The organism is Fischerella thermalis PCC 7521, from assembly GCF_000317225.1.
In the GTDB taxonomy this organism is placed as follows: Bacteria; Cyanobacteriota; Cyanobacteriia; order Cyanobacteriales; family Nostocaceae; genus Fischerella; species Fischerella thermalis.
Genome location: NZ_AJLL01000104.1, coordinates 1 through 12,698, shown reverse-complemented (window position 1 = coordinate 12,698; position 12,698 = coordinate 1). Strand labels below are relative to the sequence as shown.

Here is a 12,698-nt window from a genome sequence, read left to right as displayed (position 1 = left end):
CAACTCACGTTATTTAAAACCATCAAAATTAAACAGTGTAATTTAATTTTGGTGACGAAACTGTTTGTTTTTCTTCATCAGTCCCAAAGTAGTTACAGCAAATAAACCTAAAGCGCCTGTCACACCAGGTTCAGGTACTTTTACTGGTGGAGGTGGAGCTTTGTAATAAGAACTTGCCCCTACCCAAATAGAATTACCACCGGAAACTCCAGGGTCATTCCCATAATTACCTATATGAACTGCCGCAAATATTTTATTGAGCTGATCTTGAAAATTGAAGTCTTCCGGGTTGAGATCAAAAGCATCTAGCGAGATAGTAGCTGTAAAGCCATCATTGCTTGGGCCAGTTGCTTTTGGGCTAATCTTCAAGTCTAACCCACTATAGGGGCCAGCCTTGATACTGTTTTCAGCAACATTAAAACTTTTTACATCATAAGGTGAAGATGACGACACCTCAAAAGCATTGTTCTGAAACTTGCTATCGTCGTAATTTAAACTAACATCCAAAATCTTGTGGACGTTATTTCCTGCTAAATCGATCACTACATCGACTTTAGTAGAATCAAAAGGGTTTTGCTTAATAGTTAACGTTCCAAAAGATACACCAGCGTTAGTACAGTTGCTGCCAGAATAGCTATTATTACCCACTGTCCCAGAAATAACGCAATCTAGGTTAAAAACTATAGAACTAAAGTCAGAGGAAGCAGTGGAAGTACTACTGGGAGACTGAGTAGAACCACTATTAGAACTAGTGGTAGTGGAACTAGTAGTAGTTGAGGTATTGTTGCTTTGGTTGTTATTGTTACCGTTGCCGTTACCACCTCCGTTATTAGAACTAGTGGTAGTGTTGTTTTGACTGTTGCCATTACCGTTGCCTTTTGCTAAGGCTGAAGGCATAAAGCTTAAACAATAAAGTCCCACTAGTGATGCTGTAGATATTCCAAAAACTATTTTTCCCCAAAGCTTGTGCATCGTATATATTCCTTGCAAGTTTTTCAATGAATAATCCCTTTGTTCATATGCACCCCATTTTTATGGCGTAATCAATTATCTTGTTTATTAGTTCTTTTGGCTTCCGTTTTTTCCACATTTTGTTGACAAATTCATATATTTGAAAGTTGTTTAAATTTGATAGATATGAATGCAAATATAAAAAATTTATATTTCAATTATTTACTTCCCGTGAAAGTACTTAATTAATAAAGATACAAAGCAAATAAATATCAAGAAAAATTCGAGATTAAAAATTATCAGTTGATATCAAGTCCGTTAATATTGCAAAATTCAGTACTCACACTAATAAAAAAAGTCCACATCAGCGGACTTTTTTAAAGTAGATATTTATATTCGACCTAGCCTAATTTGGGTTCACAAAATGGTTGATACAAATTAAGTTTTGTAGAGACGCGAATAAAACCGCTCTACATCTAGAGCATTTACATAAGCAACGTGAAATGATATGGCTCCTGAGCTTTGTTTTAAAGCAGTGAGAATTTTGAACATGGGATAAAGTTATATATTTACCGAGAGGAAGTAGCGTATTGCACCAATTGACCAAGACGCTGACGCAGAGTTTCTAATCCCAAGCGCTTGCTTGCAGAAATAAATACTGCTAGAGGAAATTCTTCCCTTGCTTGAGCTAGAGTTTCACTACTAACTTGGTCAATTTTGTTAAAAACAACCAGTGCTGGGCCAGGGGTGACTGGCATTTGAGCCAAGATTTCCCTTACTGAACGAATATGACTTAACCAAGCTGGATGCGACAAATCTACTAAATGTATTAAGGCATCTGCTTCTGTAACTTCTTCTAAAGTGGCACGAAAAGCATCCATTAACGATGCTGGTAATTCGTGGATGAAACCTACGGTATCTGTAATGAGAATTTCTTGGGGTTCATTAGTTGCTGCATGGGGAACAACTAAGCGGCGTGTGGTAGGGTCAAGGGTAGCAAATAATTGGTCGGCGGTGTAAACTTCGGCATTTGTTAAGGCATTCAGTAAAGTAGACTTACCTGCGTTTGTATAACCAACCAAAGCTACAGAAGGAATTTCTCGATTTTGTCGCCGTTGTCGCAACCGTTCTCGATGGGCCTGTAACTGGTTAACTTCTTGCTGTAAACGAGAAATACGACGACTAATCGCACGTCGTTCGGTTTCCAATTTAGTTTCACCAGGACCGCGAGTACCGATACCACCACCGAGTCGAGACATGGCTTGTCCTCGGCCACTTAGCCGTGGCAGCATGTATTCCAACTGTGCTAGTTCTACTTGTAATTTACCAGCACGAGATTGGGCGCGTTGAGCAAAGATATCCAAAATTACTTCTGTGCGGTCAACGACTCGGACACCAATTTGAGTCTCTAGGTTGCGGACTTGGGAAGGTGAAAGGTCGCGATCAAAGACTACAAGATTAGCTCCCAAAGTTTGGGCTGTGAGGGCTATTTCTTGTACTTTACCTTCACCAACTACTGTTTGGGGATGAATGCGCGATCGCTTTTGCCATAAAGTCTGCAATACCTCCCCACCAGCAGTATCCACTAATCGTCCTAATTCTGCCACGATGTCATGGAATTGTTGGGATGACAGATCATCGGTCATCACTCCAACTATCACCGCGCGATCGTGGTCAGTGTCTACTTCTTGGGCGACAAATTCCCGCCGGAAATCTTCTTCCAGTCCTTCTACTAAATCAATTAAATCCTGTTTTGCCAGTGCATCCAGACTCATTGGTGGTGATACGTTCCAACTTGGGGATGGGACATTGCCATTTGCTACCTTCAAAGAAGGACTGGTAATTAAGGCGCGGGACTCTTGTGATGTCAGGTGTGCTACATATGCTTCTTTGACGTATCCTGTAGCCCCACCACCCCGTTTTTGAAATCCTGTTCCTGTAATATTTATTACAACTAATGCATCAAGCCGTTGTAATGCCATCGATGTCAGTGCCGCTTCATTAGGCGGTTCTGATTTGAGGTGCGTGGCGATACAACGGATACCGCTGAGTCGTTCCGCACCGTAACGGGGCAATTCCAACGGTGGAATTTGCGTTTGACGCGGAGTACCTACCCCGACACGGATTACTTGTCCGCGACGATTGAGATAGGTACATACAGGTTGATTGATTTCTGTACTAATAGCTGCCAAACGCTGGGCAAACTCCGGCGTAGTGATGCGATCGCTCGGAATGCGTTGGTGATACAGCCGCTGCAGTTGCTTGAGCTGGCTGGACTTTAAACCCTGAAGATTACCGAAAATAGTCTCGATAAGCGTCTTTGACCAGTGAACTGGTCCTCCGAATCCTACTCTTTCTATTTTACAATACTGTTTTGATGTCAAAACTCTTACAAAAAAAGGCAGAGGGCAGAAGGTGATACTATATCAATGAAAACTTTAGTTATGGGTGGCTTTCCAACCTACTAGAGCAGCAAATGCGATCGCTCCACCGTGACAACGATAAAATAAATCCATAAATACCTGATGCCCAAACCATGTCCCTCGCCAAAGAATTAGACTCTCCTCAAGGCATCCCAGAAGATGTTATCCTTCCCCCAAGTGATTTATACAGCGATGAGCCTCCTTTGGAAAGTGAACTGCATCTAGAGCAAATCATGCTCTTACTTAAATGTCTAAAATGGTTGTGGCGAGACAGAACTGATTTCTATGCTGCTGGCAATCTGACTATTTACTACAGCCTCAATAAAAGTAAATTAGAAGACTTCCGGGGGCCAGATTTTTTTGTTGTGCTAGACACTGAACGCAAAACTCGTAAAAGTTGGGTAGTTTGGGAAGAAGACGGCAAATATCCAAATGTAATCCTGGAAATTCTCTCTGAATCCACAGCCAATACTGATAAAGAATTCAAGAAAAAACTTTACCAAGATACCTTCCGCACACCCGATTATTTTTGGTTCGATCCATACACATTAGAATTCGCTGGTTTTCATTTAGTAGACGGCAAGTATCAACCCTTAAAAGCAAATAATCAAGGGCATTTATGGAGTCAGCAGCTAGGTTTATATCTAGGTATTCATCAAGGTTTATTGCGTTTTTTTACCCCTGAAAGCAAGTTAGTTCCAACACCTGAAGAAGAGGCTGAATTTGAACGCCAACAGAAAGAATTAGCACTCAGTAGAGTAGAAAGATTGGCTGCTAAATTGCGAGAGTTAAATATCGATCCAGATGCAATTTAGCGTTAAATATATTGAACTATAACCAAAATTGGCGATCGCCTTCCATCACGCTAGGACGAATACCTTGTAACCGCAGATAAGCCATACGGTCAGATCCATAGAGTGGCATAGGTAAGCGAGGTTCTTTCAAGGCTCCATGATGCAAGAGCGTTAGACAGTAGCGCATGAATTAGGACATTGGGAACTACATATTGATCAGAAGGCTGCTGGTAAGTTTGAAGAACGAATAGAACAGAGTATTGAAATAGATATGCAACCTTTTTTGTGTCGTGCTGTTACTGGTCAATTACAAAAAATGGAACGGCAAGCTCAAAGTTTTGCTAGTTATTTGCTAATGCCTCGTTATATTCTGGAACAAATGGTAGCAGAACGTGATTTAACTAAATGGTCTCACCTTTATGCAATGCAAAAGGATTTAGGTGTAACAATATCTAATCTGACAACTCGTCTAAAACAGCTAAATTGGATTATCCTTCATCCGGCTGACAAGACAATTTACTTAGGAAAGGCTGCGCCTATGTGTAAAAAATAATTTGGATCTGAATATTTTTTTGAGAATAACTGTTGTGTAATAGCGCACAGCCAGCTGTGCGCCCCTACCGAAAATTTACCAAATCCTATTCTTGCTCATCCGATTCTTGCGGACGCTCAATAGCAGCAGGATTTACCGTCGCTTCATCCGTTCTACTCGAAGAATCGGTACGATTTCCTACAACTTCTTGAGGATTTTCCGTAGCATCGTCAGCAGCATTTGTGAGTCCACTGGCGTTGATGTTGGGTTTAGCAGCAGTGCCTTTATGGCTGGCGTGTCCACTGGACATTATAATTTCCTAGATTTGCGTAACTGAATACACCTCAGCTTAGATTCGCAAACACGAGGAATACCCTATCCACAGGCTTAAATTTGTACTAATGTACTAAACTCCTGCTGCTACGACTGCTTTTTCTAACAAACCAGCAAACAACTTCAACCCATCTGTACCACCAAGGGCGGGATCTGCTGCCCTTTCTGGGTGGGGCATCATCCCTAAGACATTACCTGTAGCATTGCAAATACCGGCGATGTTTTTCAGCGAGCCGTTCGGGTTCTCACCCTGGTAACGGAACACTATTTGACCGTTATCTTCTAGTTCTGCTAATGTCGGTCTATCTGCATAAAATCGTCCTTCTCCGTGGGCAATCGGTAAAGTGATAATTTCACCACTAGAGTAAGCTTGTGTCCAAGCTAAATCATTGCGTTCGACTTTCAAGGGAGAACGATCGCAAATAAAATGCAAATCCCGATTTCTTGTCAAGGCTCCTGGTAAGAGTCCTGCTTCAGTTAATACTTGAAAACCATTACAAATACCGAGGACAAATTTACCTTTTTGTGCATGTTCGATGACTTGCTGCATCACGGGTGAGAAACGAGCGATCGCACCACAGCGCAGATAATCACCATAGCTAAATCCACCAGGGAGAATAATCACATCTAAATCAGCGATATCCCTATCTTGATGCCAAACCATGCGAGTTGGTTGCTCTAAGATGTCCCTGGTAACGTAAGCAACATCGCGATCGCAATTAGAACCTGGAAAAACAACAATACCAAATTTCATTTTTAGTCAAGAGTTGGTAGATAGAGGTTAATAGTTATACCGTTTCACTACAAGTTTGATACATTTGGCGGCGGTAGGAAACAAACAGAATGGGGAGATTTGAGGAAGATTTGTATCAAAATTTTCTGAAAAGGTATTAGCCATGAGGAAACAGTGAACAATACCAGCCACAAGGATTAATATAATTTGATAACTGATTACTGTTAAATCACTCCCGTCTGTGATTCCACTTCTATCAACTCAAAGCGATAATTTTCAATTACTGGATTTGCTAACATTTGATCACATATCTGATCCAGATTTTGACGCGCAGAATTTTCATCTGGTGAAATCAGGGTGACTTCTATATACTTACCAATCCGCACTTGTTCCACGTTCTTGTATCCCAACTGTTTCAGCCCAGATTGCACTGCTACACCAGCAGGATCTAAAACTGAAGGACGGAGTGTGACAAAAATTTTGGCTCGATACTTTCTTTGCACTGACTTTCGCTGAATGCTGCTACGCTCATACTATATCTTTATGTTGCACTTCAGCGACAATAAAGATTACAAGTTATCGACGTTAAGCTATAAGTTAGCCAAGACATAGCTTTACCCTTGCTCCTATTTTCAAGATAGTGTCTATGAAAGTTATACGTACCCGCAGCCAAGAGCGGATTCTGAATCTTCTCAAATCCATCAAACAAGGTATTTCTGCCCAAGATATTTACGTCGAACTGCGTAACCGCGACCAAAGTATGGGTCTGGCAACAGTTTACCGCTCTCTAGAAGCCTTAAAACTGGAAGGTATGGTGCAAGTGCGGACATTGGCTAACGGTGAAGCTCTTTATAGCTTAGCGCAGCAAGATAAGCATCATCTCACCTGTCTGCAATGTGGTACTTCGATTCCCATTAATCAGTGTCCAGTCCATGAACTAGAAACACAATTGCAAGTCACCCATAATTTTAAAATCTTTTACCATACCTTAGAGTTTTTTGGTTTGTGTAAACAATGCCATATGGCTCAAGCTGCGATGGAATAGTTATCCGATTTTGGATTTTGGATTGGGGAATCTGGCCAGTTGTACCTTGTTCGGAATTATCTCAGCCAAGACCATTAGTATTTATGTTTGACGTTTGGTTATCTAAAATTTGGTTAGAATCTGTTGGGACATCTGAAACAATGGAGCGTATGCCTTCTAGGGTAGCAGGAATTGTGCGTGGATCTATAAACATAACTTTGCTACTATCGCTTTTACCGATAATTGTGCCCATATCTAAATAGCCCAAAGCAAACAGAACTTCTAAGGCTTTGGGCGCTGTGGGGTTGGTTTTAATTTTTTGGGCGATCAATTCCGCAGACTCAGCAATAGCTTGGGCTTTGAGAACTTGTTGCTGGCGTTCGGCTTGGGCTTTGAGAATTAGGGCTTTTTGTTGAGCTTCTGCTTCCAAAATCACTGCTTTTTGACGGGCTTCAGCCTCTAAAACTTGTGCTTCTGCTTTACCTCTGGCGCTGTTAATAGCTGATTCTCGTTCACCTTCAGAAGTTAAAATTGCTGCTCTTTTACGTCTTTCCGCCGACATTTGCAATTCCATCGACTGCTGCACTTCTTGGGATGGAAGAATGTCTCTTAGTTCTACCCGCGTTACCTTTACGCCCCAAGGATCGGTAGCAATATCCAAATCTCGCAATAAAAGCTCATTTACTTCTGAACGAGCGGTAAAGGTTTCATCTAGTTCTAGTTTGCCCATTTCCGCACGAATTTGTGTCATCACCAAATTCACCATCGCGGCTTGGAGATTTTCCACTTTGTAATAAGCTTTTTCCATATCGACGATGCGCCAATAAACTACTGCATCAACGGTAATTTTGACGTTATCGCGAGTAATGCATTGTTGTGGGGGAATGTCTAAAACTTTTTCTCGGATAGTTTCACGGAAGACGATTCTATCCATGAAAGGAACAACAAAGTTCAGTCCTGGTTCTAACTTTTTATTATAGCTACCTAAACGTTCTACCAAAGCTTCGTTGCCCTGATTGACTACTTTCACAGAGCTTGCAACTACAGAACCACCTAAAACTAAACTTATAATAAAAAACAAAGGTTCCATGATTTATCTCCTAAATTTTAAGTAAGTTGGCATGAATAAATCAGTTATCAGTTATCAAATTTTATTAACTACTGTTAAATGTTCAGTGATTACTAACCACCAACAAACAACTAACAACCACTAACTATTGAATTGAAGAATATTCCGGCATGACAATTAGAGTTGTCCCTTCGCGCCTGACTACATATACTCTTTGATTAGGTGCGATCGCTAAATGGTCATCGTAACACCGCGCCCGCCAAGAGTTGCCTTCGTATAATACTCTTCCTGCTTTTCCAGGTGGTATTTCTGTTAAAGTTTCAGCAGTGGTTGCATCCTGAAGTTTGGACTTGCCTCGCACTGGTGTCACTAAACGACGACAAAGCACAATTAGCACCACAGAAAGCAGTAGCCAAACCACTAATTGCAGCCATAATTTTCCTAAAATCACTGGAGATAGTAGCGCCACTACAAAGGCGCCAATTCCCATCATCAAAGCTACAAAAGCCGTTGGCAAAAACAGTTCTATTAAGCACAAACCTGCTCCTACCAGCAGCCAGATGAGGGTAGAACTCGACAACCACATTGCGGTAGAAATTGGCATAGCGCCATCCTAAACATTATATTTATTTAATTATTTCTTGTGATGTACTAAAATTTTTTACGTAAAAATTTTCAACTTTTAATTAACTAGTGTTAAAAGTAAACCAATAAATCTAGTCTAGTCTAACATTTCAATTTTTGGCAGCTCAATTTAATCGAACTTCACCTATCAATTTACCTAGATATTTACACTTGCATGATTTCGACTCAACGGATCATTAATTGTCCTAATCCTATCTGTACTCACCCAACCAACCCTGTGGGTAACCGTGTTTGTGCAAATTGTCAAACTCCCCTCATTCACCGTTATCTTTGGGTAATTGGCTCATCAGCAGGTACAATTTTGCAAGGAGAAAAAGTAGCTGATAGATATGAGGTGATTGCACCTCGGATTTGGCTGGATACTCAACCAGGAAAGTTACCAGACATACCTGGCACAATACCAAAAGAAATTATTCCTTACCTGCGGTTACATCAACAACGGTTACACCTACCTCAGGTTTATGGATTTGTTCGTTCTCAAACAGAAGCAGCAGATGATATTCTCTTGCTGGAAAATGTGCCTATAGATGAAGCAGGAAACCTTTACTCAGCATTAACAAAAGCATGGCAGCAAGCAACGGCAGTTAGACAAGTTTATTGGCTATGGCAAATTCTGCAATTGTGGCAGCCTTTGTCAGAACTGGGAGTAGCAACTAGTTTGCTAATACCAAATAATTTAAGGGTGCAAGGTTGGTGTGTGCGGTTGTTACAACTTCAACAGTCAGGGCAGCCAAGTATAAAGCATTTGGGAGAGTGTTGGCAGCCTTTGGTAGTTACTGCCAAAAGCCAAGTTGCAAGAGACTTGCAAAAAATAGTCCAACAAATGTGTAGTGGTGAGGCAGAGTTAAAAGATATTGCTGCTCAACTGAATGGTTTATTATTGGCGTCTGCGGCGGAATTACCTTTAAGCATCAAAGTAGCAGGTGCAACCGATAAAGGGCCAGAAGCACTGATACAAAATGAAGATACTTGCTATCCTCATAACAACAATGCGATCGCCGATTCATTATTACCACGAGTAGCGATCGTTTGCGATGGTATTGGCGGGCATGAAGGCGGTGAAGTTGCCAGTCAATTAGCAGTACAGTCAGTGAAACTGCAAATTCGGGCTTTATTACAAGAAGTTACCGAACAAGCCGAGATTGTACCGCCAGATTTATTGCAACAACAGTTAGAAGCGAGTTTACGGGTAATCAACAACATTATTTGCAATTGTAATGACGAACAAAAACGTACAGGCACTCAACGCATGGCTACAACCATTGTTATGGCTGCCCAAATCCCGCAACGCATTCAAACTACTGCTGGGTGGCAATCAGACAATGCCCACGAACTTTATTTAGTTAATGTGGGTGATAGTCGTGCTTACTGGATTACCCGTAACTACTGCCAGCTACTCACAGTTGATGATGATGTAGCAACACGGGAAGTATGCCATGCTCGCAGTCTCTATCGCCAGGCGTTGCAACGCCCAGATGCTACTGCCCTCACCCAAGCTTTAGGAACAAAACATGGTGAATTACTTCGTCCTTTGGTTCAGCGCTTTATTTTGGAAGAAGACGGTATATTATTGTTGTGTTCCGATGGCTTGAGTGACAATAATTTAGTAGAACAAGCTTGGCGAGATTACTCTGCACCAGTATTCACAGGGGAACTGACTTTAGAAGAGGCAGTTCATGCTTGGATTAAACTGGCAAATCAGAAAAATGGTCGTGACAATGTATCTGTAGTGCTTGCCCATTATCGCCTTTCTCCAGATTATTTGGTTCCAGTTACTCAAAAGAAATTGCAAATAGAACTTGTCGAAGAAAAACAAGTAGAAATTGTCCCAGAAGAACCACAACTAGAAGAATCTGAGTTAGCAGAAAGTTCGCAAGTATTGCTGGAGTTAGACATTTCACCAATCAGCGAAACTTCTAATACAACCCAACGTCAGCGTAAACCTTTGGTTTTACTGCTGAGATTACTGGCTTTGTTGCTAGGAGGTGCAACAGTAGGATTATTTGCTTGGCAACAATTGCAGCCACAAACGTTGCAGCAAATGTGTAGACGACTTCCCCAAAGAGTGCAACAACTGTGTCTACCCCGAAAGTAGGACAACAGAGATGGGGACGTGGCTTTCAAGGGCAAGGAATTAAAAATCAGGCGTAGATTTTAGGATTCAGGCAGGAGATCTATGGTAGCTTTTTCAGGGGACACAGAGAAATCTTCCGTTGGAGACTGAGTGGTAATTGGTGATTTTTGCATTTTCTGGCGTGCCTTGAGGCAAGGTGACGCACCTTGATTTATGATTATGGGGTAAGCAATGTTAAAGCAGGCGTTATTTAACAACAGAATTGCTGTACTTGCTACTAAACATCAAAAAGAAAGAGTAATTGCTCCAATTTTGGAAGCAGAATTACGAATGAAGGTGGTAGTACCGGAGGATTTTGATACTGATGTTTTTGGTACGTTTACTAGAGAAGTGAAACGTCCAGGAAATCAAGTTGAAGCTGCGAGATTGAAAGCAAAAAAAGCTTTAGAATTAACTGGTGAAAGTTTAGCGATCGCGAGTGAAGGTAGTTTTGGCCCTCACCCTGAAATTCCTTTTATTTCTAGCAATCGCGAAGTTGTTCTTTTATTGGATCAAATACATAATTTAGAAATTGTTGGTGAAGAATTATCTGCAAACACTAATCATAATCATTTAGTTGTGGAGAGTGTTGAGCAAGCTTTTCAATTTGCTCAAAAAGTTGGTTTTCCTGAACATGGTTTAGTGGTCATGTTTGACGAATTACCAAATGATAAAACTGAAGTAATTAAAGGAATTACTTCAGAAGAAAAACTCATAGAAGCTGTAAATTTTGTTTTGAAAAATTCACCCACTGGCAAAGCACATCTAGAAACAGATATGCGGGCAATGCATAACCCTACACGCATGAAAAATATTGAAAAAGCCACGCGCGATTTATTAAGAAAAATTAATAGCTGCTGTCCAGAATGTTCTATGCCAGGTTTTACAATTACAAGCAGAATTAGGGGGTTGCCCTGTGCTTTATGCTACATGCCAACTTCTCTAACTCGCGCAGTCATATATCAATGTCAAAAATGTGGTTTCACTCAAGAAGAATTATTTCCAGATGGAAGTGAATACGCCGAACCAGTGAATTGCAATTATTGCAACCCCTAATACCAAAGTATAATCTCTGATAGGTATTATTGCCATAGCAACAATTCACATCAGACATTACTTTGCTTCATCAAGCGAAATCACAGGCGAAGTCTTTCCCCAACTACCAGTGAACACAAAAGTTTCTAAAGGCTTGCGCTGACGGGGAGCAAACTCACGCTGTTGGTACTTTTCAGGCAGCGCTTCCGGTTCACCTGGATACCCAATTGCGATCGCTGCTACTGGTTCATAGCCTTCAGGGATATTGTACAACTCCCGTGCCTTAGACACATCAAATCCTGCCATTTGGTGGATGAATAAACCGAGAGAAGTTGCTTCAATTGCTAAACTACAAGCTGCTGCACCGACATCGTGAAATGCATGACGGTTTTCAGTGTGATTTTTCTCAAAGTAAAGTTTTGCTACCGACAGCATCAACACAGGTGCATGTTGCGCCCAGACTTGATTTCCTTCCGCTAGACAACTCAGCAAACGTTTAAATTCTTCGGGATTTTCTTGAGTCGCCACAATAAAATGCCAAGGTTGTTCATTATAAGAAGAAGCAGCCCAGCGCGCAGCTTCTAGTAAACTACAAAGCTTTTCTTTTTCAACTGGTTGTTGAGAAAATGCCAGAGGACTCCAGCGTTTTTGTAGCAACTGATGAATTGGATATTGGGAATTAGCAGGCTTTTCCATAGTTTACTATCCTATAAAATCAATACTTTGACTTTGATATCCTAGATAGTACTCAATACTGATACTACTGCTATGGAGCTAGGGAGAGAAAATGACTGGTTTTGGGAGTAGTCGTTGGAATCAGTTTTTGGGTGTAGCGATCGCTATTACCCACCTTTTCTCTGCAAATTATGCCCTTGGTCAAATTACTGGCGATCGCACTTTACCAAACAACTCCAACGTCACCAAAGACGGTAACACCTTCAACATCACAGGCGGAACCCAAGCGGGTAGCAACTTATTCCATAACTTTCAAGAATTTTCCATTCCCACAGGTGACACGGCTTTCTATGAACTACCTACGCACTCCA

14 protein-coding genes are annotated in these 12,698 nt (G+C 41.2%); 6 read left to right on the top strand and 8 right to left on the bottom strand.

Annotated features, from left to right (window positions below):
* Window positions 1-42: 42 nt before the first annotated feature.
* Both UYK_RS0122645 and hflX read right to left on the bottom strand, forming a co-directional pair.
* Window positions 43-972, bottom strand: a complete 930-nt coding sequence (locus UYK_RS0122645) for a hypothetical protein (protein ID WP_009456808.1) — start codon at window positions 970-972, stop codon at window positions 43-45.
* 548 nt (window positions 973-1,520) lie between these two features.
* Window positions 1,521-3,263 (bottom strand): GTPase HflX, encoded by a 1,743-nt coding sequence (hflX, locus tag UYK_RS0122640; RefSeq protein WP_026086562.1) that lies wholly within the window; start codon window positions 3,261-3,263, stop codon window positions 1,521-1,523.
* Window positions 3,264-3,487: 224 nt separating this feature from the next.
* Between hflX and UYK_RS0122635 the strand changes: the two genes are divergently transcribed.
* Together UYK_RS0122635 and UYK_RS24485 are read left to right on the top strand one after the other, a co-directional pair.
* Entirely contained in the window at window positions 3,488-4,189 is a 702-nt protein-coding gene (locus UYK_RS0122635; protein WP_009456811.1) for a Uma2 family endonuclease, read from the top strand.
* A gap of 250 nt (window positions 4,190-4,439) precedes the next feature.
* Window positions 4,440-4,721 carry an ImmA/IrrE family metallo-endopeptidase gene (locus tag UYK_RS24485; protein ID WP_016872214.1) on the top strand — a complete coding sequence of 94 codons (282 nt, stop codon included), beginning with the start codon at window positions 4,440-4,442 and terminating at the stop codon, window positions 4,719-4,721.
* An 85-nt stretch (window positions 4,722-4,806) separates the two neighbouring features.
* Here the strand turns inward: UYK_RS24485 and UYK_RS0122625 are convergent, their stop codons facing one another.
* The 3 genes from UYK_RS0122625 to purS all read right to left on the bottom strand — a co-directional run bounded on the left by UYK_RS0122625 (window position 4,807) and on the right by purS (window position 6,269).
* A complete protein-coding gene (locus tag UYK_RS0122625) occupies window positions 4,807-5,010 on the bottom strand; it encodes a hypothetical protein (RefSeq protein WP_016872213.1) in 204 nt (67 codons plus the stop codon).
* Window positions 5,011-5,106: 96 nt separating this feature from the next.
* On the bottom strand, window positions 5,107-5,787 hold the full coding sequence (purQ, locus tag UYK_RS0122620) for a phosphoribosylformylglycinamidine synthase subunit PurQ (protein ID WP_016872212.1): 681 nt from the start codon (window positions 5,785-5,787) through the stop codon (window positions 5,107-5,109).
* Window positions 5,788-5,990: 203 nt separating this feature from the next.
* Window positions 5,991-6,269, bottom strand: a complete 279-nt coding sequence (purS, locus tag UYK_RS0122615; RefSeq protein ID WP_009456818.1) for a phosphoribosylformylglycinamidine synthase subunit PurS — start codon at window positions 6,267-6,269, stop codon at window positions 5,991-5,993.
* Window positions 6,270-6,412: 143 nt separating this feature from the next.
* Here purS and UYK_RS0122610 point away from each other — a divergent pair, with 143 nt between their 5' ends.
* The gene (locus UYK_RS0122610) at window positions 6,413-6,811 is read left to right on the top strand and encodes a Fur family transcriptional regulator (protein ID WP_009456819.1); all 399 of its coding nucleotides are present in this window, start codon (window positions 6,413-6,415) and stop codon (window positions 6,809-6,811) included.
* A gap of 61 nt (window positions 6,812-6,872) precedes the next feature.
* Here UYK_RS0122610 and UYK_RS0122605 read toward each other — a convergent pair whose 3' ends face one another.
* Together UYK_RS0122605 and UYK_RS0122600 are read right to left on the bottom strand one after the other, a co-directional pair.
* A complete protein-coding gene (locus UYK_RS0122605; protein ID WP_009456825.1) occupies window positions 6,873-7,880 on the bottom strand; it encodes an SPFH domain-containing protein in 1,008 nt (335 codons plus the stop codon).
* 124 nt (window positions 7,881-8,004) lie between these two features.
* Entirely contained in the window at window positions 8,005-8,463 is a 459-nt protein-coding gene (locus UYK_RS0122600) for an NfeD family protein (RefSeq protein ID WP_009456826.1), read from the bottom strand.
* Window positions 8,464-8,658: 195 nt separating this feature from the next.
* On the opposite strand from UYK_RS0122600, the gene UYK_RS0122595 reads away from it, so the two are divergent.
* Window positions 8,659-10,599, top strand: coding sequence for a protein phosphatase 2C domain-containing protein (locus tag UYK_RS0122595; RefSeq protein WP_016872211.1), 1,941 nt, complete (start codon window positions 8,659-8,661; stop codon window positions 10,597-10,599).
* Window positions 10,600-10,809: 210 nt separating this feature from the next.
* Entirely contained in the window at window positions 10,810-11,673 is an 864-nt protein-coding gene (locus UYK_RS0122590; RefSeq protein ID WP_016872210.1) for a DUF6671 family protein, read from the top strand.
* Window positions 11,674-11,730: 57 nt separating this feature from the next.
* On the opposite strand, the gene UYK_RS0122585 is transcribed toward UYK_RS0122590, so the two are convergent.
* Window positions 11,731-12,348 (bottom strand): nitroreductase family protein, encoded by a 618-nt coding sequence (locus tag UYK_RS0122585; RefSeq protein ID WP_009456828.1) that lies wholly within the window; start codon window positions 12,346-12,348, stop codon window positions 11,731-11,733.
* 91 nt (window positions 12,349-12,439) lie between these two features.
* Between UYK_RS0122585 and UYK_RS24480 the strand changes: the two genes are divergently transcribed.
* On the top strand, window positions 12,440-12,698 hold a 259-nt coding region (locus UYK_RS24480), incomplete at its 3' end, for a two-partner secretion domain-containing protein (RefSeq protein WP_040469540.1).